This window comes from Fibrisoma montanum (assembly GCF_003583365.1).
Taxonomy (GTDB): domain Bacteria; phylum Bacteroidota; class Bacteroidia; order Cytophagales; family Spirosomataceae; genus Fibrisoma; species Fibrisoma montanum.
Genome location: NZ_QXED01000005.1, coordinates 410,513 through 432,969, shown reverse-complemented (window position 1 = coordinate 432,969; position 22,457 = coordinate 410,513). Strand labels below are relative to the sequence as shown.

Genomic DNA, 22,457 nt, shown 5'->3' with positions numbered 1-22,457 from the left:
TTTTCGTTAATTTTTCGTAATTTTAGGGCACGATACTAATTATTGATTTGTTTCACGTTTCAACCAGGCTGCCGGTCGGCTCAGGGTGTGTTTCTGTAGGCTATCGCCCGGCCTCCTGGATCTGACACGTGAATTTTATTTGTGAAGCATGGAACGAGTCGCCGAGACACTCACTATACTCCAGCCAGAGGATAAAGAAGCCATCGATCTGCCCCGGACGTCGGAGGACGAACTGGCCACGGGCAAAAAACGCCTGTACATTGAGAGCTATGGTTGCCAGATGAATTTTGCCGACAGCGAAATTGTGGCCGCCGTGATGCGCAATGCCGGCTTCGCTACGACCTCATCGGCCGAAGAAGCGGATTTGATTTTTCTGAATACCTGCGCCATTCGTGAGAATGCCGAGCAGAAGGTGCGCAACCGGCTCCAGCACCTCAACGCGCTCAAGCGCCGGAAACCCGAGCTGCTGGTCGGTATGCTCGGCTGCATGGCCGAACGACTGAAAACCAGGTTGCTGGAAGAAGAAAAAGTGGTCGACATTGTGGCTGGTCCCGACGCCTACCGCGACATTCCGAAACTGGTCGAGGAAGCCGAATCCGGTCAGAAAGCCGTGAATGTTTTCCTGTCGCGTGAAGAAACGTACGCCGACATCGCGCCGATCCGACTCAATTCCAATGGCGTATCAGCTTTCGTTTCGATCATGCGTGGCTGCGACAACATGTGCAGCTTCTGCGTGGTGCCGTTCACGCGCGGCCGCGAGCGGAGCCGCGACCCGCACAGCATCGTTCGTGAAGCCCAAGCGCTCCTGGCGGATGGGTATAAAGAAGTTACCCTGCTGGGACAGAACGTTGACAGTTATAAATGGGCCGATGAAAACGGCACCGAAACGGTCAATTTTGCGCAGTTACTGGAGCGGGTTGCGTTAATCAGCCCTGAGCTGCGCGTTCGTTTCTCTACGTCGCATCCCAAGGACATCACCGACGAGGTGCTGTACACGATGGCGCGGTATGACAACATCTGCAAATACATCCATCTGCCCGCCCAAAGTGGCAACAGCCGGGTACTGAAGCTGATGAACCGGACGTATGACCGGCCGTGGTACATTGAAAAAATCAATAGTATCCGCCGGATTCTGGGTGATGACTGCGGCATCTCGACCGACATGATTTCCGGCTTCTGCACCGAAACGGAAGAAGAGCACCAGGAAACGCTGTCGTTGATGAACTACGTTCGGTACGACTACGCCTACATGTTCGCCTATTCGGAGCGGCCCGGTACGCTGGCGGCTAAAAAATACACCGACGACATTCCGGAGGACGTAAAAAAACGGCGGCTAAACGAGATTATCGCCTTGCAGCAGCAGCACTCGGCCGAGCGCAACCGCCGGCACGTGGGTAAAGTCCAGCGGGTTTTGATTGAAGGTACGTCCAAACGCTCCGACGACTTCCTGTGTGGCCGCAACGACCAGAACAAAATGGTCGTATTTCCTAAAGGTAATTTGCAGAAAGGTCAGTATGTCGACGTACTGGTGACGGACTGCACAGCCGCCACGCTGCTGGGCGAAGTGGTGGGTTAGTTTGAGGTTTGTCGTTTGACGTTTGTAGGTGGGCTTGCAAAGCAGCTGCCCGAAACAGACCTCAATCGACAAACTACGAGCTACAAACCTCAAATTCAATGAACTTACAAGAAATTCAGAGTGTCAAACAACGCTTCGGTATAATTGGTAACGCACCTGCCCTGAACTACGCCATCAACGTAGCCATGCAGGTGTCGGCTACTGACCTGACCGTGCTCATTACGGGCGAAAGTGGTAGTGGTAAAGAATCATTTTCCAAGATCATCCACAGCCTGAGCGCCCGGAAACACGGTCAGTTTATTGCCATCAACTGTGGCGCCATTCCAGAGGGAACCATCGATTCCGAATTATTTGGTCACGAAAAAGGCTCATTTACCGGGGCCGTTGATCAGCGGAAGGGCTATTTTGAAACCACCAATGGTGGCACCATCTTTCTCGACGAGATCGGCGAGATGCCCATGGGCACCCAGGCCCGGCTGCTGCGGGTGCTCGAAAACGGAGAATTTATCCGGGTCGGCTCCTCAAAAGTCCAGAAAACCGACGTTCGCGTTGTCGCAGCAACAAACGTTAACCTCCTGGCTGCGGTCGACAACGGTAAGTTTCGTGAAGACCTGTATTACCGGCTCAATACGGTACCTATTTACGTACCGCCCCTCCGCGAGCGGGGTACCGATATTGAATTGCTGTTCCGTAAGTTCACCACCGACTTCGCCGAGCGGTACCGGATCAACCCGATTCAACTGACCGATGCGGCCAAACAGATGCTGCTTAGTTACCCGTTTCCGGGCAACATCCGGCAGTTGAAAAACATTGCCGAACAGATTTCAATTCTTGAATCCAATCAGGAGCAACCGATCGGTCCCGAAACGCTGGACCGGTATCTGCCCCAGCCCCAGAAGACTACCACCCGTATGCCGATGCTGTCGCCCCAGTCGGGCAATGCCACCGGTGATAATTTTTCAGAACGCGAACTGCTGTACAAAGTGCTGTTCGACATGCGCCGGGACATGAACGACCTCAAGCGACTCGTGCGCGACATGCTGGGCAACGAGCAGTACGGTCGGCAGGTCCTGAACAACCACAAAGAGCTCTTCGACTCCATTCCTGAGAGCGACGGCCGTCCGCTGCCCGGAACGAACGACGGCGAGCCGCGGTACCTGCCTTCGCTGACCCGCACCGACCGCCCCGACGGGCCGCCCCCCTCGCCTACCGAATCGTATCACCCACCCGTGCAGATTTTCGATGATGTAGACGAGGATATCAACGACGTAGCCATTGAAGACGTTACCCACGAGACTGAAGACGACGATTCGCTTTCGCTCGAGCGGCAGGAAAAAGAAATGATTGTGAAGGCCCTCCGGCGGAACAACAACAAGCGCAAATATGCCGCACAGGCGCTCGGCATTTCCGAGCGTACGCTGTACCGGAAAATCAAACAGTATCAGATTGATGAGGAATAAACACAAGGTTTTTACGTACGGTTTTCTGCATTCCGTTCCAGGCCGGGGAGCAGATCGGCTGGTCCAATACGGCAGGTTATCAGGAAACCAAACCCTGAACGCGTTCGTGCTGCTCCTCTTTTTTTGCCTGACAACTACCGGTTGCCGACTCTATTCCTTCACCGGGTCGACCCTGTCGCCGGATGTTAAAAGCATCACTATCAACAATTTCACGCTGGCCACGGCAGGTGGCCCGGCCAATCTGCCCCTTACGTTCAACGAGCGACTACGGGAGTACTACCAGCGGTATACGAACCTGAAAGTAGTGCCTAGCAACGGCGACCTGGTGCTGGAGGGCAGCATTACGGGCTATGACCTGCTGGCCGTAGCCCCCACGGCTCAGGACCAGGCCGGCGTCAATCGCCTTCAGATTACGGTGCTGGTTCGTTTCTACAACAACAAGGACGAAAGCAAAAACTTTGAACAATCCTTTTCGTTCTACCAGGATTTCCCGCAGAACCAGACCCTGAGCCAGAACGAAAGCCGGCTGATTCCCCGAATTCTGGATCAGATTGTCCTCGATATTTTCAACAAAACGGCCGCCGACTGGTAATTTTGCTACTGGTGCCGATCCGGCTCATTTGTGGTGTAACGCTACGACAACCCGCTTTTCCTATTGTCGGACGCGGTTAATTTCGTACTTTCGGCTTTACGTACGACACAGTCCTCTCTACTCCATGCAAGCACTTGATAAGGAAACCTTTTCGTATTGGGTCACTCATCCGGACGACCTGACGCCTACTGACTTTGCGCAGATGAAAGAAACTCTGCAAACGTTTCCTTATTGCCAGGCGCTTCATACACTGGCCGCCAAAGCAGCCTCAGTGCATCAGAAAGGCCAGACCGCGCAGACGATCACGTACGTACGGCAGGCGGCTGCGTATGCGCTTAGCCGCAATGCGTTACGCAAACTGATTGATAATGAATTCCAGTGGTCGGATAACCTGTTGACGAAACTGAACGAATTGTCGGCGCGGCACGTACCGATTCCTGAAGATTATCAGCAGGAAAGTTACGCTCTGTTCAAATCGAAAGCCGGACTGAGCAACGGTTTTCCCAAAATGTCGCTCATTCGCCTGCCCGAACCTGGTTCATTTGACAAGACCAATGGCAGTCATACAGCGCAGGAGCCGGCGGTTACGACTCCCACTCCAGACGATCCAACACTGGTTGAAACCAATTTACAACACGATCTGGCTCAAAAGAACCCCGATTCGGCTATCGAGCCCGTTACGTCTCTGGTAGATCCCGAACGGCAGCGGCAGCAAGACCTGATTGACAGCTTCATTCAGAACGAACCGCAAATTCCGCGCATCCGGAACAAAGTGATGGATTCGAACGAGCCGCAGGAGGACCTGACCAAACGCAGTCAGTTAGCCTCCAAGGGTGGACTGGTGACCGAAGCTTTTGCGATTATTCTGCAGAAACAGGGCAAGATTGATAAAGCCGTTGAAATCTACCAGCAGCTTATCTTGAAAAATCCCCAGAAAAAAGCGTACTTTGCGGCAAAAATCAGTGAACTTACCGGAAGCCAAGTTACATCAAACGAGTAGTTTGCGCTTTTCAATAGAACTGGAAACTAACTAATAGAAAACTGTAAACTTCGTACATGGTAACGGCAATTGTTATTTTGACTTGTATTCTGACTGTCCTGTTGATCCTGATTGTGTTGATCCAAAACTCAAAAGGTGGCGGACTGGCCGGCGAATTCGGCGGGCTGGGTTCCAACCAGTTAATGGGCGTCAAGAAAACAACCGACCTGCTGGAACAGATTACGTGGGGACTCGGTATCGGTGTAATGGTATTGACTTTGGCGTCGTACATCATGATCGATAAAGGCGAGAACGCAGGTATCAACAGTGTCAACGTTGACCGCGCTCAGACGCAGACCCTTCCGGGTGCCGCAGCGCCAAACACGCAGCCGGCTCCGGGAGCTGCACCTAGTCAGGCCGCACCGGGTGCTGCTACACCGGGTGCATCGACTTCAGCACTGACTCCCCAGCGATAAGCATAGTCTTTTGTTACGAAAAAAGCCGGCTTGACAGTCGGCTTTTTTCGTGTAGCCACGGCCAAAAAGTTGGTTATCGCCCTTTGGCTACGCAACGGCCTGAGCCAGGAGTTGACGGGCAATTGGTAACAGGGTCTCCTGCACTGGGTAGTGCCGCTGGCTTTCGAGCATAAACGTAGCCGGGTTGGGCAGCGCCCGGTGTCGCCGGATCAGGTCGAGCTTGACGTTCTCGAACGTATTGACCAGACTCTTACGTATTACCTCCAGGAACCGCAACCGCACCATTCGACCACCCGGCTCCTGATCGGAATATAGCGTCAGGCAGAAATAATACACCTGCGTTTCGGATTGATTCGTTGCGTGCAGGAAAAGGTACCCTTCTTCCGGACGTAGCGGCAGCAAACCAATGGGCGTCAAGGTCAACGAGGTGGCGATGTCGGCCCAGATCTGTTCGCCTTCGGTCAGGGTGGCCTGAAAGCGAGGCAGGGCAAAGTTCATAATCGCGTCCATTTCAGCCATGTACTCATCGTCCGTTACCTCAGATTCATACTCAATTCGGGGGGGGCGGCCGGTTATTCGGCTGATTCGTTTGGGGAACGCAGCATTTAACGTACCTTTGCCCCGCGAAAAACGAAGTCCATTGTCATAGTGCCGGCGTAATTCTGGCAGATCAGGGCACAGTTTTTTGTCAGTAAAATTTCGCTGGACCGCTTGAAGGTATGCCAAGACGACATATTTCTGATACTCGGCATCGATCCAGCCTTGCGCAAACCAGTCAGGCTGTAACTGTTTCATAAGCCAAAAAAGCGTATTCAACTAAGTGTACTCTATCAGTAAACTAATAAGAGTTTCTGATTTTCCCAAATTCTATTTGCCGGAATATGGAAAGTACCTTAGAAACGGTAGCTGACAGCGGGGATTGACCAGATGTCAGGCTGGCTACTGAAAAATTGACAGTTTAACGGTTTGGCACAGAAGTTGGCAGGCGGAAAGCGTCACTTAATGTTGCACACAAACAATTTATTAACCTTAATCATCTCATTATCATGGTAGCAGAAACGGAAAGCGTTAAAGTGAACGTGAGACCGCTGGCAGACCGGGTTCTGGTAGAAGCCGCCCCGGCCGAAGAAAAGACCTCGTTCGGGATTATCATCCCTGACACGGCCAAAGAAAAACCCCAGCGCGGTACAGTTGTCGCTGTAGGACCTGGCAAGAAAGATGAGCCCCTGACGGTACAGGTTGGCGACACAGTCCTGTACGGCAAGTATGCCGGTACGGAGATCACTGTCGACGGCAAGGAGTACCTGATCATGCGCGAATCAGACATCTTTGCTATTCTCTAATTCACCCACGTTTCAGGTACCTGAAACGGTAAACGTTCGCTTCGGCGACCCGATTTAGTTCCTTAACTAATTTGATTCAACAACCATGGCAAAACGAATTTTCTTTGATACCGAAGCCCGTGAGCGCATTAAGAAAGGTGTCGATACGCTGGCAGATGCCGTAAAAGTTACTCTCGGACCTAAAGGCCGTAACGTAATCCTCGACAAGAAATTTGGTTCACCCGCTATCACCAAGGATGGTGTGACCGTAGCGAAAGAGATCGAACTGAAGGACGCTATGGAGAACATGGGCGCTCAGTTGGTGAAAGAAGTGGCGTCAAAAACGGCTGACTCAGCCGGTGACGGTACGACTACGGCAACCGTTCTGGCCCAGGCCATCTATTCAATCGGCGCTAAGAACGTAGCCGCCGGCGCTAACCCGATGGATCTGAAGCGTGGTATCGACAAGGCGGTTGCTGCGGTAACGGCTAACCTGTCAGAGCAGGCGCAGACAATTGGCGACGATTTCGGCAAAATTGAGCAGGTTGCTACCATCTCGGCTAACTACGACGAGGAAATCGGTAAGATGATTGCCGAAGCCATGAAGAAAGTTGGCAAAGAAGGTGTCATCACGGTTGAAGAAGCCCGCGGTACCGAAACGGAAGTTAAGACCGTAGAAGGTATGCAGTTTGACCGTGGCTATCTGTCGCCTTACTTCGTAACGAACACGGAGAAAATGGAGGCCGAGCTGGATCGCCCGTTCATCCTGATCTCTGAGAAGAAAGTGTCGTCGATGAAAGAGTTGCTGCCGGTACTGGAGCAGGTTGCTCAAACAGGCCGTCCGCTGCTGATCATCGCTGAAGACGTTGACGGCGAAGCACTGGCTACGCTGGTAGTGAACAAAATCCGCGGTGCCCTGAAAGTGGCTGCTGTGAAAGCTCCTGGCTTTGGCGACCGTCGGAAGGCTATGCTGGAAGACATCGCCATCCTGACCGGTGGTCAGGTGATCAGCGAAGAGCGTGGCTTCAAACTGGAGAACGCTACGATCGACTACCTCGGTCAGGCTGAGAAGATCATCATAGACAAAGACAACACCACGATTGTTAACGGTGTTGGCGGCAAAGAGGACATTCAGGGCCGCGTTAACCAAATCAAAGCGCAGATCGAAAACACTACGTCTGATTACGACCGCGAGAAGCTGCAGGAGCGTCTGGCGAAACTGTCAGGTGGTGTAGCTATTCTTTACATCGGTGCCGCTACGGAGGTTGAGATGAAAGAGAAGAAAGACCGCGTTGACGATGCGCTGCACGCAACCCGCGCTGCCGTTGAAGAAGGTATCGTAACGGGTGGTGGTATTGCCCTGATCCGTGCGATCTCAGCGCTGGAGAACATCCAATCCATCAACGAAGACGAGAAGACGGGTATCAACATCATCCGTCAGGCACTGGAATCTCCGCTCCGTACGATCGTAGCCAACGCTGGTGGCGAAGGTTCGGTTGTCGTGAACAAGGTGAAAGACGGCCAGGGTGGTTACGGCTACAACGCTAAGAACGACTCGTACGAAGACCTGTTCGCGGCTGGTGTAATCGATCCGAAGAAAGTGACTCGTCTGGCTTTGGAAAACGCGGCTTCAATCGCCGGCCTGCTGCTCACAACTGAGTGTGTCATCGCCGATGAGCCTGAAGATGAAAAAGCAGCTCCTGGCGGTATGCCGGGTGGCGGCATGGGCGGCATGATGTAATCTTGCCCCTTGTTATACGAAAAAGCCCCAGCCTGATGGCTGGGGCTTTTTCGTATAACCCGACCGTGTCGTGTACGTACAACATAGACAGTAAAAACAGAGTAAGCCCGGTTGGCTCAGCTCACGAATAAATCTGTTCAAACAAACATGCCGGACCAGGATTGGTCCGGCATGTTTGTTTGAACGTCTTGCAATTGCTTACAACGGATTCTGCTCGATCGCCTTGTTGGCGTTGATTTCACGGCGTGGGATCAGGAACTCCCACTGCTTATCGCCGGCCGGTACGTCGAACAATACGGCTACAGCCGAGTTGTGGTTGGCGCCGTTGCGGTTCAGGGGCAGGTTCAGCCGCTTCAGATCGAGGAACCGGAACCCTTCGCCCCATAGCTCAATACGACGGTTGAACAGGATCTCGTCGATGAGCTTGGTGCCGGTGCTGGTCGACTGCTTGTACGACGGATCACGCTTGCTGACCAGATCAAACAGTACCTTGGCTGCATCGGCGTCCTTACCCTGACGAGCCAGTGCTTCGGCTTCGATCAGGTACATTTCAGCCGACCGCATGTACGGAATATCCCCCATGGTACTGGTCGACGGTGTGCCCGGCAACCGGAATTTCTGGTTCATGTACGGAGCACGAATACCTCCCGGCGGCACGACTGAATTAGCGGCAGTAGGCGTTTTCACCCACATCTTCGACCGTACGTCCGTTGACGGAATCTGATCGTATAGCAGGTTATTGATCAGTTTAGGCGTTGCCCGAATGTTAGTAGAGTTGAAGTTGGAAGAGATGTATGAATGATACGCCCCAAAAAACTCCGACTGATCTTCGAGGTGGTCAAAGCCCCACATCCATTCCGAATTGGCAATATCCGAGAAACCTTCCTGGTACTGTGCTACAGTCATCAATGCGTAACTCTTACGAGCCTCAGCCGCGAATCTGGCCGCGTCAGCCCAGTTCTGCTGGGTAAGCGCTACGCGTGCCTGGAAGCCTTTTACCACATCGATGTTGATGTGCGACTTGAACGAACGCGACGTGGTCAGCAACCCAGCTGCTTCGGTCAGGTCCTTGTTGATCTGCGTGTACACATCCTCAACCGTAGCCCGGGGAAGCCCTTCCGTTGTCGGGGTTAAAACGAGGGGCACAGCAAGCTGGCTGTTTGGTTTGGCCGCTCCATTATACCGTATACCGTAAAGCTGAACCAGGTTAAAGTATGAAAACGCCCGCAGTGCCAGCGCTTCGCCTTTCAATTGTTTCCGCTCAGCATCTGTACCGGCCGCATTGTCAATATTAGCGACGGCAATGTTGGCATTGCCGATGAGCCGGTAATAGAGCAAATACGCAAATTCAGACATGGTTCCAACATCGGAGCGGTGACTTGTCCAGCGCTGTTCACCAAAATGCCAGTTATTTGACGGGTTACTGAACACCAGATCTTCGCCCATGACATCCATGATGATCATCATGGCCGGATGCCCAAAGTGCCCCTGCGAGCCAAGATAACGCACAACCATGGCCCGGTAAATGCCATTGATGGCGGCTGATGCGTTTTTAGTGGTAGAGTAAGCTGCGGCAGCATCAACGCTACCCGTTGGAGAAGTCTCCAGATACTCTTCGCTGCATGAAGTTGACAGTAACCCCAGCGCAATAAATATAGTTAACAGTCTTGTTTTCATTGGTTTGTCTGAAGTTTTTAGAGCGATAAGGATAGACCCAGAACCAGGCTCTTGGCTGAACTGAATACGTTACCGGTTGTACCGCCAAAGTTCTGCTGAGCGTTCATGCCCTTCCGGCGCGACAGGATGAGGAAGTTCTCACCGCTAAGGTAAACCTGCGCGTTGGTGAGGAACAGCTTACGGGCCAGTGTGCTCGGTAAGCCATACGACAGCGTAACTGTCCGTATGTTCAGGTAACTCCCATCAATCAACCAGCGGCTTGAAGCGGCATCAAAGTCAGCCGTTCTTCCGGCGTCCATTCTGGGTACGTCGGTTACGTCACCTGGTTTCTGCCAGCGTCTCAGAATGTCCACACTCTTGGCGCTACCATATCCCCCCGCGCTCATCAGAGCTGCGTAGGCACCATCATATACTTTACCACCGATCTGATACACCAGCAGGCCGGACAGCGTAATACCTTTGAAGGTGAACGTGTTCGTGATACCGCCCGTCAGTTTCGGGATTGAACTGCCGTGGTAGGTGAAGCGGGCGTTATTCACGTTGTTTGTCAGCGTATCACCGGCTTCAGTGATGATTGAGTTTGAGGCTATGTAGGCATTAGCCCGGTAAAGCACCTCTCCCGTTGCCGGATTTACGCCCTGGTAGTCACGCAGCCAGAAATCATAGATAGACGTACCCACTTTAAGTTTCTTGGTTCCATCAATGATTTCGGGGTTTTCTTCCGGCATCTTCGTGATCCGGTTCTGAAGCCTTGTTGCATTCACATCGATGCGCCAGGTGAAATCTTTCGTACGAACCGGCTCAACTCCTAATTCTACTTCAATTCCGCGGTTGTACATTGTTCCGATGTTCCGGGTGACGGTCTGAATACCGGTCGACAGGGGCAGCGGTACAGCAAAAATCAGGTTCGACGATTGACGATTGAAGTATTCTACCGTACCGGAAACCCGATTTCTGAACAGGCCGAACTCCAGCGCTACGTCAAACTGGCTGTTCTTTTCCCACACCAGCCCGGAGTTACCCAGACTGCTTTGCAGAATACCAGCCTCCGATGCGTTGTTCCAGCTTAACGCATACAGCGGTTGCCAGGCGTAATAACTGATGGCTGCTCCATCGGCCGTATTGCCACCACCGTCGTTACCTGTCTGTCCGTACGAACTCCGCAGTTTCAACACATTGATGGTCGGAATAGCCTGGATGAAGGCTTCCTGATCCAGACGCCACGCACCACTCACCGAGTAGAAGTTACCCCAGCGCACATCGCGGAAGAACTTACTGGAACCATCGCGACGAACTGAGCCGGACAGGAAGTATTTCTGATTGTAGTCGTAGTTGAACCGTGAGAAGAAACCTTCAACCCGGCGGACATTGTACACTGAATTCAGGTTCGTTGTCGTGGTAAAGTTGATCAGCTCGACGTTACCGTCCAGAATCTGCTGCGACCGTGAGCCGGTGAGGTAATTGTCGTTCACCTGGAAGTTCTCATGACCCAATAAAACGTCGATCGTGTGCGGACCAAACGATTTATTGTAGTTCAGCAACTGGTTCAGGTTATAGCTCGTGATGTTCTCAAATTCATGGGTCGACCGACCGGCGGGCGCACCGTCCCCAATCTCGGGGTTACCAAACGTGACTGTGTTCGTATTGGTCAGGTCAGCACCGATATTTGCCGAGAATTTAAAATCCTTCAGGAACGTAACTTCGGCAAAACCACGGGCACCAAACGTATTCCGCCGGAAGTTGTTTTGGTTCAGGAGCGTTTCGGCGATGGCGTGCCGACCACCGTACTGCGGCCGCGAAGGCAAGCCCAGGCTGGTCAGGTTACCATAATCCCACCGGCGCTGGCCGTTTGGCAGGGTCAGGAACTGGCCTGGATTCTGCGGATCGTAGGCATAAACCGGGAAGATCGGGCCCATTGTTCTTGAGAAGAAGAACGGGTTTACGAACGTAGTACCACCGTCGGCAGGCACATCGGCCTGATTCGACCGGATGATGGTGGTCGACAGGTTAGCGCCGGCTCTGAACCAGGGTTTCACCTGTGAGTTTACATTCAAACGGGCTGTGTATCGTTTGTAGTCAGAACGGATCAAAAAGCCCTTATCGCTCAGATAACCCGCCGATAGAAAATAGTCTGATTTGTCCTGACCGCCGGCGAAGCTTACATTCACTTCATCACGGTTGCCCTGCCGCATTAAAGGCTTGGCCCAATCCAGATCTTCAGGCGAATAGATCAGTCTGGCATTGGGGTTCATCTGCCCGTCCGTGTTGACCAGCTGGTTGAACGGTACGTCATATACGTTATAGCCAACCAGGCTGCTCAGGCTGTTCGTTGCGCTGAGGCTGGCAGCCGAAAGCGACAATGGATTGGTTGCCCGATAGGCAAGGCTGTTCCGGTTTTGCTCCCACATCAATGGGTAATACTGATCCGGACCAACGCGGTCGTATTCCGGAATAGCCCGGGTATTGACCCCTTTGGTCACGTTGACCGAAATACTGTTCCGGTCCTTTTGACCTCTTTTGGTGGTAACAACTACTACCCCGTTGGCGGCACGTGAGCCATACAGTGCCGTAGAGGCTGCGTCTTTAAGTACGGTGATGCTTTCAATATCCTGCGGGTTCAGGTTAGCGATGTTGGCCGTGTAGGGTACACCATCGACGACATAAAGCGGATCATTACCCGAGGAGATCGAACCAAAACCCCGAATCCGGATGGCTGGGGCTGTACCGGGCTGGCCACTCCCCGCTGTTGTCTGGATACCGGGAGCTGAACCCGCCAGGGCCTGAGCAAAGTTCGTAATCGGACGCTCTTTGAGCCGTTCTGCCGAGATTACCCCCGCCGAACCGGTAAACGAAGCCCGTTTGGCCGTACCAAACGTCGTTACAATCACTTCCTCCAGATTAGCGGCATCCGACGCCAGCTGAACTGAAATGTTTGTCTGATTACCCACTGCAAGTTCCTGGGTTGCATACCCGACAAAACTGATTACCAGTCGTCCATCGGCCGGGGCTTCAATCCGAAATTTACCCTCAGCGTTGGTGTAGGTTCCACGTTTCGTGCCTTTTAGCACAACAGTAGCACCAGGAATTGAAGAGCCATCATCGGCCGTCACGGTTCCTGTCACGGTTCGGTCCTGAGCCAGTGCAACCTGACTACACAAACCCACAAGCAAAAAACAGAGGATTTGTAGAAACTTTCTCATAGTTTAGATTATGAAGTAGAATTAGCTCGCAAGATATTTAATTAATTCTTATTGACTGGCATCGACCTATTATAAAATTCTTAAAATCCCTTGAGAGCAATATAAAATACTAACTTTTAGTGTTTTTAACATAGATTCTACAACAACTCACTCCTATATTTTAGATAGAGTAAAAAATTGTCAGCCTGGAAAAACAATATAAGTCATACCTGAACGTATCGTTTGTTTTTTTGACGTAGTATAGAAGCCCGAGACTAAAACCATCTGTATTTAGTGAGACAACACAGCCTGAACAACCGCTACCTGGCTTGCCCGGCATTGACAGTATTTGATTGATTGACCGGCTGGATTCAGAGACTACCGGAAACAAAAAATCCCACCCTTATTGGCAGGACATGCTGAAAAAAAGACAGGAGCGTGTGAACGTAGGTTTGGCTACAGGTGTGAGTTGAGGAGGCCTAAAAACAAAAAAGCCAAGCGAGACACTCTCTTGGCTTTCTGATTTACTCAACGTTATGAAAAACTTTTCTTTTCGACGCAATTATAGAACAAAAGTAGCAAATAAAGGTTCTGTTTTCCAAAAAAAAATTTAACAACTCATATAACGGTCTCACTAACAGTAAGATACCTCCTTATCAAATCAATTAGATCGAATCGTAATTAAGTACTTATACGCAGGCAATTTCAGGAAAACCACTAAGGTTATTTCCTAAGCGATAGTTCTTTTGATAAGAAAATCCGGAGGCCGTTCTCAGAAACAGGCAATGAAACTCCCAGGCAATGAAATTACCACCGGAGGATTGACTCGTTTGCCGGCGGGCAGTTTCGTAGCTGATTTTGGAAGCTTGGTCGAGAAAAGTTTCTGGGCTCAATTTGGCCTTCTTTTCTTTGAGCATCCAATTTAGCATGATGTATGAAGCGGCTGGTACTACTTTTTTTATGGGGGCTATCATCGAACCTAAAGGCACAAACTACCGTAGCCACTGTTCAGGAAGCGTTGGCTCTTGCCCGACGCAGCAATCCGGAACTGGTTAATGCCCGTCAGAATCTGGTTGTGCAGGAACAGCAGAAGACCGCCGTACGAGCGGCTCTCCTCCCCCAGGCCCGGCTGTATGGCAACCTCGACTACAACTATGCCTTACCCGTGCAGCTCGTCCCGGCTGAATTTTTGGGAGGACGTCCCGGCGAGTTCCAGACACTGCGTTTTGGCCTGCCCTGGTTCCTGACGGCAACCGGCGAGGCCACAATTCCGGTCGTCAACCGGCCCGCCCGCGCTGATATAGCTATTACGAATAAGAACCTGCACATCCTGGATATTCAGAATCTGGTGCTGCAGGATGAAGTCTCTACACAAACCGCCCGGGTCTATCATGCTACGTTGCTGACCCGGGCCGCCATTGACATCACCCGGCGCAATCTGTCGGCGGCCGATACCCTGACCCAGATCGCAAAGGCCCGGCTGGACAAAGGCCAGATTGAACCGCTGGAGTACAACCGCATTCGATCCGTACAACTCACCACGGCCGATGTGTTGTACCAGAATCAACTGTCGTACGAGCGCAACCTGAACCAGCTCAAACTGCTGCTCGGCCTGGCTCCAGCCGACAGTCTGATCCTAATGGAAAACCTCGCGAACCGGCCCATTGAAGGGTTGGCCGGAATTCAGGCGCTGACGGCAGCCGAACGCCCGCAGATAACGCTCCGTCAGGCTCAGGTCGAGCTGGCCAAGATGCAGATAGAGCGGGAACGTCTGACGCGCTGGCCTACCGTTTCAGGCTACATACGTTACTCGCAGCAGGCCCAGCGAAATCAGTTTAACTTTTTCAATGTAGACCAGCGCTGGTTCACCATTGGGGTGGCGGGCCTGCAGTTCAACCTTCCGCTTTATTCGGGGGGGTTGCGTAACAGCAACATTGCCCGGGCCAGATTACAACTCAGGCTCGACGAAGCGGAACTGGCCTACGAGCGTAACCAACAGCAGCTTGACAATGACGATGTTCGCAATACGTATAACCAGGCGGTTCAGTCGCTGGATCTGAACCGGCAGAACTACGAACTCAACGCCCAGAACGTTCAGATTGCGCTGGTAAAGTACCGATCGGGGCTGTTTGCCTACGACCAATACCTGAACGTATTCAATGAATCGCTGACGGCCCAGAATCGGTTTCTCTACAACCTCTCGAACGTGTTTATCAACCAAACGATTTTACAGATTCGCAATGGAAAATAAGTACATCAGCGGGCGATCAACGTTGTCCGTCGCCTTACGTACGTACCCGAATAAGTGGATGGCGCTGGGCCTGCTCGTTCTGACGGCATCGGTGGTTGTTACCTGCAACCGCAACGCGGAGGGTATTTCACCGACGTACCGGGACCTGACCGAAGCCGTTTATGCGTCGGGAAATGTGTACCCCCGCAATGAATACACCGTAACAGCCGATGCCAACGGTATTCTGAAACAGCGGCTTGTTAACGAGGGCGATACCATTCGCCAGGATCAACTCCTGTTTGTGCTGGAAAGCGCCACCGAAGATGCCCGACGAGCCGCTGCGGCTACGGCCCTCCGGCAGTCGCAGGCAAACCTGCAGGGGAACTCGCCGGTGCTGGCCGAACTGGAAGCCCAGGTCCGCAACGCCCGCGTGCGGCTGGCTAACGACTCCATCAACTACGCCCGGTTCCAGGACCTGTACCGGCAGAATGCTACGTCGCGGGCCGAACTGGAGCGGGCCGAACTGAACTATACGCTCTCGCGCAACAACCTCCGGGCCCAGCTCAACTCACTCGCCCGAACCCGCGACCAGCTTCGGCTGGACGTAGCGAACAACCGCAGCCAGTTGGTGTCGACGGTCGAAGCCGGCCGAAGCACCCGCGTTCGTAGTCTGGTCGATGGTAAGGTGTATGAAGTCTATAAAGACCCCGGAGAAGTCGTTCGGCCGGGCGATCAGCTGGCCCTGGTAGGCAGCGGCAACCAGATCTACGCGCAACTGGCCGTCGATGAAAGTGACTTTGGTAAAATCCGGGTTGGTCAGCCGGTGGTGATCAAAACCGACGTGTACGCCGATAAGGTTTTCAACGCCCGCGTCACGAAAGTGTACCCCAAGCTCAACCGCACGGATCAGTCGTTCCGGGTCGATGCTGAGTTTACGGGCGAAAAACCCGATGCTTACTACGGCCTGACGGTCGAAGCCAACATCATCGTCAGTCAGAAACAGCGGGTACTGACCATTCCCAAGTCGTACGTATTCGGCAACGACAGCGTGTGGATAGAGCAAAATGGCCAGAAGCAGAAAATTCGCTTTGTGAAAGGAGCCGAAAACTTTGACCTGGTGGAAGTAAAAAGTGGCCTGAACGAGCAGACAAAACTACTTGCGAATGAGTGAAAAAGCGACGGGTCCGCCCGGTGAACGTTCAGATGCGTCAGCTAGTCTCTCTTTCACTCATTCGCTCTTTCGCTCATTCACTCTTTCGCTCTTTAAATTATGAATATTCGAATAGCCGCGCAGATTGCGCAGACACACCTGCTGGCCAAGAAACGCCAGACCCTCGTGGCCATGCTCGGCGTTACGTTCGGAATTGCCATGTTTATCACCATGATCTCGTTCATGCAGGGCGTCAACCAGTTTCTGGAAGATTCGGCACTGGACGCCAGTCCGCACGTCCGGATGTACAACGAGGTAAACACCCAGCGACCAAGCCTGATCGAGCAGTTAAATCCCGGCGGTTTCAACGTCGTGTACCACCAGAAACCGAAAGATGAACTGGCACGGCTCAAAAATGGGCTGGCCATTGCCGACCGAATTGCGAAAGAACCCGGTGTGCTGGGCGTTTCGCCCCAGGTAGCTACCCAGGTGTTCTACAACAACGGCCCTATTCAATTGTCGGGTACCATCTCCGGCGTGGATATCGAGCGCGAAAACCGGCTGTATACCCTGACATCCCGGCTGAAGTCGGGCAGTATCAACGCCCTGCGGACCAACCCCGACGGGTTGATCATGGGCTCAACGCTGGCTCGAAAACTAAACGTCCGCACCGGCGACAAAGTGACCATTACAACGCCCGGTGGGGGCACACGCATCCTGCGGGTGGTCGGTACGTTTGGCTTTGGCGTCGGTACGGTCGACAACACGAAAAGTTACGCCAACTTGTCGACGGTGCAGGAGATCTTACAGAAAGACCCGAGCTACATCACCGACATTCACATCAAGATGTTCGACCCGTTGCAGGCCCTTCCGTTCGGCAGGCAGCTTCGGGCCGAATATGGCTACTACACCGAAGACTGGGCTACGGCCAACCAGGCCATTCTGGCGGGCGAGCAAATCCGGAATATGCTCACCTACGTCGTATCCATAACGCTGCTCGTCGTGGCCGGATTTGGCATCTACAACATCATGAATATGACCGTTATCAACAAGATCAAGGACATCGCCATCCTGAAAGCGACCGGTTTCGACGGCAAAGACATTGTGGCCATCTTTCTGCTACAGGCCATGTTTATCGGTCTGTCGGGTGGATTACTGGGCTTGGGCATCGGTTTCAGCCTGAGTTACCTGTTGTCAATCACGCCATTTGAGGCAGGGGATTTTCTGAGCATCAAAACATTTCCGGTCATTTTTTCGGGTACGTACTACGCGATGGGCCTTGTGTTTGGCGTCGTAACGACCGTGCTGGCGGGGTATTTTCCGTCCCGGAAAGCAGCCAAAGTAGATCCGGTGTCGATTTTGAGAGGGTAATTACCGGAGGATTGACTTGAGGAATGATTGAGTCGTCGAATTAGATGGTCAGGACTGTTTTTACGTCTACTCATTGCTCAGGCACCCCATTCCACAAGTCAATTTGTTAATCAGACAATTCTTAACCCAATGAGCACTGTTCTAAAAGCCCAACACGTTAATAAATACTTTTACGACCCAGAGACGTTTCAGGTCCTGAAAGACATTACCTTCGAGGTACAGAAAGGTGAATTTCTGTCCATTGTAGGAAAATCGGGCTGCGGCAAATCGACGCTGTTGTATCTGCTCTCGACGATGGATACGGACTACGAAGGCGCTATCGAAATGGCGGGGGTTACGCTGAAAGGCCGCAATCAGGACTTTCTTGCCCACTTCCGCAATGAACATCTGGGTTTTGTGTTTCAGTTTCACTTCCTGCTGCCGGAGTTTACCACGCTGCAAAACGTGATGCTGCCGGGGCTAAAACTGGGGAAGTATCCGGAAAAAGAGGTAGAAGACCGGGCGATGGAAAAACTTCGGCTGATCGGCATGGCCGAACACGCCCGCAAACCAGCCAGCAAGCTCTCGGGTGGGCAGCAGCAGCGAGTCGCCATTGCCCGGGCGCTGATCAACGACCCGACGATTATCATGGGTGACGAACCGACCGGCAACCTGGATAAAGCCAACACCGAAAACGTATTCGAAATTTTCCACGAGCTGGCGGATAAAGGACAGACCATCATTGCCGTTACGCACGATCCTGACTTTGCCGCCGGCACCGACCGTATTATTGAAATGAGCGATGGCAGCATTATCTCTGAACACAAAAATCCGTAGATTCCTGCGCCCTCCGCGTCGGTATGTGTACGCTGCCGCGCTCCTGATGAGCCTGATCCGCTACGGGCTCATATTCCTGTATTTCCCGCAATTTGATGGTGATGAACGCCTGTTTATTTCAACTATCAGCTTCGCGTTCGTAATCATCATGTGGGAAAGCGTCAACGCCTTCAATGCCTACCTAAACCACCGATTGCCGTTTGAGAAAGGCGTATTAAGGCGATTCTTCGTTCAGACCGGTACCTGCCTGATCGTATTGATTGTCATTCAGACGAGTGTAACCATTTACGTTGAGCGCTATTACAGCGAATACTTCCCAATTCAGTTCGCCAACGCCATCAAGGTAGCGTCGTTTGGGCTAAACATTTTTATAGTTGTGTCCGTCAACACGGCCTATTTTGGCTTTTACTTCTTCGAGAAGTGGAAAAACAACCTTGTCGAGAAAGAAAAGTGGGAGAAAGAGAAAGCCGTACTGCAAAAACAACGGCTCAATGCCCAGTATGAAAATTTAAAAAACCAGCTCAATCCGCATTTTCTGTTCAACAGCCTGTCGTCGCTCGATGGCCTGATCGACGAAGATCCGGCGCTGGCCCGTAAGTTTCTGCAACAGTTATCACGCGTATTTCGGTACGTACTTCAGCATAAAGAAAAGGAACTGGTACCGCTCGAAACGGAACTGACGTTTATCAAAAATTACGTATCGCTGCTCAAAACCCGCTACGACGGCGCGCTGGAGGTTACGGTGCTGATTGCCGACGATGCCCTGGAGCAGGCCATTGTACCGGTTACCCTCCAGGTACTGATCGAAAATGCCATCAAGCATAACACCATCAACGAAGCCAACCCACTCACGATCAGCATCACTGCGGCCGAGGGATTCCTGACCGTAGCAAATCCGGTGCAGCGGAAGCGGCAGGTCGCTACGTCGAACGGACAGGGCCTGAATAACCTCAAAATGCTGTATCAATATCTAAGTCCGCTCCCAGTTACCATTGCCGAAACCCAGCAGTTGTTTTCCGTCCGGATTCCGCTGCTGTCGATGGATGTAACCCGGCTGTCCGGATCGAATGCTGCCAAGCCAACGCCAATCGTATGACCATTCTGCTAATCGAAGACGAGCCGGTGGTTGCCCGTCAACTGGAAAAACTGGTCCGCCAGCTTGAACCGCAGGCAACTATCGCCGGGCCGCTCCCCAGCGTGGAGCAGGTTGCGGATTACCTGCAGAATAATCCGCGGCCCGATCTCATCATCTCCGATATTCAACTCTCCGATGGGGTTAGTTTCGACGTATTCGGTCGGCTGGACGTTTCCTGCCCTATTATTTTTACGACGGCCTACGACGAGTATGCCATTCGGGCGTTTAAGCTCAATAGCCTGGACTACCTGCTCAAACCCATCGATCCTGACGACATGCAGACGGCCCTCGCCAAATTTCACCGGTGGCAGCCCGACGGCGATAATTTTCAGCAGCAGTTCCGGGCATTTCTGACTGATATGACCGGCCATTCTACCCAAAAAACCTACAAACGTCGGTTTACGGCCCACTACCTTCGCCAGATCGTATCGGTGCCGCAGGAGCAGGTGGCCTGCTTCTGCCGCGACGAGGTGATTTATCTACATACGCTGACCGGCCAGAAACTGATTACAGACTACGTTACGCTGGACGAACTGGAAGACCTGGTAGATCCGGCCGCTTTTTTCCGGGCCAATCGCCAGTACCTCGTCCATCTGGAAGCCATCACCGGTTATCAGCCACACTACAGTGGCAAACTATTGCTTACCCTTCGCCAGCCCACCTCGCTGGAAATCACCATCAGCAAAGACAAGGCTCCCGCTTTCCGAAAGTGGTTTGAGCAGAGTTAAAGTCAGCCGGATTGTCAAAGAAATTTTGACAAACAGAAACTAAACACTTGTTTAATTGACGCAAACATCCTTACCTTTGCAGTAGTTATCAGCAACATGGCAGAGGACGTACAGGATACTGAACAGAAGATTAAGAATGCCGCCCGGAAAATATTCCTGGAGCAGGGATACGAAGGAGCCAAGATTCGGCAGATCGCCGACGAAGCCGGCGTAAACCTGGCTATGGTTAACTATTACTTCCGTAGCAAAGAGCTGTTATTCAAAAGCATATATATCGATACGTTTCGTGAATTCCTGGGCCGTATGGTGATGATGCTCAATGAACAAACCCCGCTGGAAGTAAAAATCTGGAAGATCATCGACCGGTATACTGACTTTATTCTGGAAAATCCATTGCTACCAATGTTTGTGCTGTCTGAACAGCGGCAGGAAGGAGTGCCCATCTTTAAAGAACTGAATATCAAAGGTATTATTGAGAACTCATTCTTTAGAAAACAACTCCTTGAAGAAGCCGAAAAAGGCACCATCCGGACTGTGGAACCGTTGCAGGTAATCATTACAATCATGAGCAGTGTCATTTTTCCGGTGATGGCAAAGCCAATCGTATCGTACGTTGGCGCGTTTGATGAAGCCGGTTTCAGGCAATTTATGGAAACCCGCAAGCAGATCGTTCCGGAAATGATTATGGCGTATCTGCGACAGACTTAAATTTTTTTACCCGTTTATTAAACAGATGTTTAGAACACATGTTTGGAGACTATGAAAGCTTACGTAACAGGATTCCTCTGGCTGCTTGGGCTACCACTTGCCGGGCAACCCACCCTAACGCTCCGGCAATGCTACGAAGCTGCCCGAGCCAACTACCCTTTGTTGCGACAGTCAGCCATTCTGGAGCAAACTAAGAACCTGGCGATTGCTACGCTGAACACCAATCGTCAGTTGCCGCAGGTAGCCGTCAACGGGCAGGCTTCGTGGCAATCGGACGTTACCCGTCTGCCGATTGAACTGCCTAACGTAGCGGTTCCGGTGTTGAGCAAGGACCAGTATAAACTGACGCTCGATGCCAGTTATCTGCTATACGACGGCAACCTGACCCGGCTCCAGACCGATGTGCAGCGTGCCGGCACGGTCGCTGCCCAGCAGCAGATCGAAGTGGAACTGAACCGGCTGAAGGATCAGGTCAATGGCTTTTTCCTGACCGCCCTGCTCACCGACGAAAACCTGCGGCTTACGCAGACGCTGATGACCGACCTCCGCAACCGGATTGAGAAGCTACAGGCCAGTGTCCGATTTGGCACGGCGGCCCAGATGAACGTCGACGGGTTACAGGCCGAGGTGCTCCGCGCCCAGCAGCGACTCGCCGACCTGACTGCTACCCGTCGGGGCCTGCGCGACGCCCTTCAAATTCTGACGAATCTGACCATTACGGATAGTACCGAACTGGTAGTAGCCGAGCCCCCAGTGCAACCCGTCGCCAATCTGCCCCTGAACCGCCCCGAGCTAGCTTTATACCAATCGCAGCGGTCGCTTTACGACGCCCAGCTACGTCTGGCCGACAATCGCCTGAAACCGCGCTTCAGCCTGTTTGCCCAGGGTGGTTTTGGTCGACCGGCCCTGAATTTTCTGGACAATACGTTCAAAGGCTTCTTCATCGGCGGCCTACGGTTGAACTGGAATCTATCGGCCGCCTACACCCTCGGCAACGAACGGCAAACGCTCCGGCTCAACCAGCAAACGATTGATGTACAGCAAGCTACGTTTGAGAAAAACCTGGCCTTGCAACTCCGGCAACAGCAAACCGACATCGACCGGCTCCAGAGCCAGCTCGATCAGGATGCGGCTATCGTTGCCCTGCGTTCCCGAGTCAGACAGGCCGCGGCCGTCCAGCTCGATAACGGCGTGATTGCCGCCCGCGACTATACGACCGAACTGAATAACGAAAACCAGGCCCTGCTGAACCAGAAACTCCATGAACTGCAACTGCTCCAGGCCCGCATTCAATACCAAACATTAACCGGCAATTAA

The 22,457-nt window shown here is 52.5% G+C and carries 19 protein-coding genes; 15 read left to right on the top strand and 4 right to left on the bottom strand.

Features of this window, described 5'->3' with window-relative positions; translation table 11 throughout:
- Positions 1-148 precede the first annotated feature (148 nt).
- From miaB to secG, 5 genes are all read left to right on the top strand, one after another.
- On the top strand, positions 149-1,576 hold the full coding sequence (gene miaB, locus DYU11_RS18765) for a tRNA (N6-isopentenyl adenosine(37)-C2)-methylthiotransferase MiaB (protein ID WP_119669239.1): 1,428 nt from the start codon (positions 149-151) through the stop codon (positions 1,574-1,576).
- A gap of 98 nt (positions 1,577-1,674) precedes the next feature.
- Positions 1,675-3,036: a sigma-54 interaction domain-containing protein gene (locus DYU11_RS18760; RefSeq protein ID WP_119669238.1), complete on the top strand. Its 1,362-nt coding sequence runs from the start codon at positions 1,675-1,677 to the stop codon at positions 3,034-3,036.
- A 106-nt stretch (positions 3,037-3,142) separates the two neighbouring features.
- A complete protein-coding gene (gene lptE, locus DYU11_RS18755) occupies positions 3,143-3,628 on the top strand; it encodes an LPS assembly lipoprotein LptE (RefSeq protein WP_229365928.1) in 486 nt (161 codons plus the stop codon).
- A gap of 124 nt (positions 3,629-3,752) precedes the next feature.
- Positions 3,753-4,628 carry a DUF8458 domain-containing protein gene (locus DYU11_RS18750; protein WP_119669237.1) on the top strand — a complete coding sequence of 292 codons (876 nt, stop codon included), beginning with the start codon at positions 3,753-3,755 and terminating at the stop codon, positions 4,626-4,628.
- 56 nt (positions 4,629-4,684) lie between these two features.
- Positions 4,685-5,083, top strand: coding sequence for a preprotein translocase subunit SecG (secG, locus tag DYU11_RS18745; RefSeq protein WP_119669236.1), 399 nt, complete (start codon positions 4,685-4,687; stop codon positions 5,081-5,083).
- 87 nt (positions 5,084-5,170) lie between these two features.
- Here the strand turns inward: secG and DYU11_RS18740 are convergent, their stop codons facing one another.
- Positions 5,171-5,878: a hypothetical protein gene (locus DYU11_RS18740; protein ID WP_119669235.1), complete on the bottom strand. Its 708-nt coding sequence runs from the start codon at positions 5,876-5,878 to the stop codon at positions 5,171-5,173.
- A gap of 251 nt (positions 5,879-6,129) precedes the next feature.
- Here DYU11_RS18740 and DYU11_RS18735 point away from each other — a divergent pair, with 251 nt between their 5' ends.
- Together DYU11_RS18735 and groL are read left to right on the top strand one after the other, a co-directional pair.
- Complete coding sequence (locus tag DYU11_RS18735; protein ID WP_009281088.1) at positions 6,130-6,426, top strand: co-chaperone GroES; 297 nt, start codon at positions 6,130-6,132, stop codon at positions 6,424-6,426.
- An 85-nt stretch (positions 6,427-6,511) separates the two neighbouring features.
- Positions 6,512-8,146 (top strand): chaperonin GroEL, encoded by a 1,635-nt coding sequence (groL, locus tag DYU11_RS18730; protein ID WP_119669234.1) that lies wholly within the window; start codon positions 6,512-6,514, stop codon positions 8,144-8,146.
- A gap of 198 nt (positions 8,147-8,344) precedes the next feature.
- On the opposite strand, the gene DYU11_RS18725 is transcribed toward groL, so the two are convergent.
- From DYU11_RS18725 to DYU11_RS33000, 3 genes are all read right to left on the bottom strand, one after another.
- Positions 8,345-9,823 (bottom strand): RagB/SusD family nutrient uptake outer membrane protein, encoded by a 1,479-nt coding sequence (locus DYU11_RS18725; RefSeq protein WP_119669233.1) that lies wholly within the window; start codon positions 9,821-9,823, stop codon positions 8,345-8,347.
- A 17-nt stretch (positions 9,824-9,840) separates the two neighbouring features.
- The gene (locus tag DYU11_RS18720; protein ID WP_119669232.1) at positions 9,841-13,023 is read right to left on the bottom strand and encodes a SusC/RagA family TonB-linked outer membrane protein; all 3,183 of its coding nucleotides are present in this window, start codon (positions 13,021-13,023) and stop codon (positions 9,841-9,843) included.
- A gap of 668 nt (positions 13,024-13,691) precedes the next feature.
- Complete coding sequence (locus DYU11_RS33000) at positions 13,692-13,931, bottom strand: hypothetical protein (protein WP_147367970.1); 240 nt, start codon at positions 13,929-13,931, stop codon at positions 13,692-13,694.
- Positions 13,932-13,936: 5 nt separating this feature from the next.
- Between DYU11_RS33000 and DYU11_RS18715 the strand changes: the two genes are divergently transcribed.
- The 8 genes from DYU11_RS18715 to DYU11_RS18680 all read left to right on the top strand — a co-directional run bounded on the left by DYU11_RS18715 (position 13,937) and on the right by DYU11_RS18680 (position 22,457).
- The gene (locus tag DYU11_RS18715) at positions 13,937-15,253 is read left to right on the top strand and encodes a TolC family protein (protein ID WP_119669231.1); all 1,317 of its coding nucleotides are present in this window, start codon (positions 13,937-13,939) and stop codon (positions 15,251-15,253) included.
- Entirely contained in the window at positions 15,243-16,403 is a 1,161-nt protein-coding gene (locus tag DYU11_RS18710; protein ID WP_119669230.1) for an efflux RND transporter periplasmic adaptor subunit, read from the top strand. The genes DYU11_RS18715 and DYU11_RS18710 overlap by 11 nt, the downstream gene beginning before the upstream one ends.
- A 99-nt stretch (positions 16,404-16,502) precedes the next feature.
- Positions 16,503-17,753 carry an ABC transporter permease gene (locus DYU11_RS18705; protein WP_119669229.1) on the top strand — a complete coding sequence of 417 codons (1,251 nt, stop codon included), beginning with the start codon at positions 16,503-16,505 and terminating at the stop codon, positions 17,751-17,753.
- 129 nt (positions 17,754-17,882) lie between these two features.
- The gene (locus tag DYU11_RS18700) at positions 17,883-18,569 is read left to right on the top strand and encodes an ABC transporter ATP-binding protein (protein ID WP_119669228.1); all 687 of its coding nucleotides are present in this window, start codon (positions 17,883-17,885) and stop codon (positions 18,567-18,569) included.
- On the top strand, positions 18,535-19,665 hold the full coding sequence (locus tag DYU11_RS18695; RefSeq protein ID WP_119669227.1) for a sensor histidine kinase: 1,131 nt from the start codon (positions 18,535-18,537) through the stop codon (positions 19,663-19,665). The genes DYU11_RS18700 and DYU11_RS18695 overlap by 35 nt, the downstream gene beginning before the upstream one ends.
- Positions 19,662-20,432, top strand: coding sequence for a LytR/AlgR family response regulator transcription factor (locus DYU11_RS18690; protein WP_119669226.1), 771 nt, complete (start codon positions 19,662-19,664; stop codon positions 20,430-20,432). Before DYU11_RS18695 ends, DYU11_RS18690 begins: the two co-directional genes overlap by 4 nt.
- A 96-nt stretch (positions 20,433-20,528) precedes the next feature.
- Positions 20,529-21,140: a TetR/AcrR family transcriptional regulator gene (locus tag DYU11_RS18685; protein ID WP_119669225.1), complete on the top strand. Its 612-nt coding sequence runs from the start codon at positions 20,529-20,531 to the stop codon at positions 21,138-21,140.
- Between the two features lie 51 nt (positions 21,141-21,191).
- Positions 21,192-22,457 carry a TolC family protein gene (locus DYU11_RS18680; protein ID WP_119669224.1) on the top strand — a complete coding sequence of 422 codons (1,266 nt, stop codon included), beginning with the start codon at positions 21,192-21,194 and terminating at the stop codon, positions 22,455-22,457.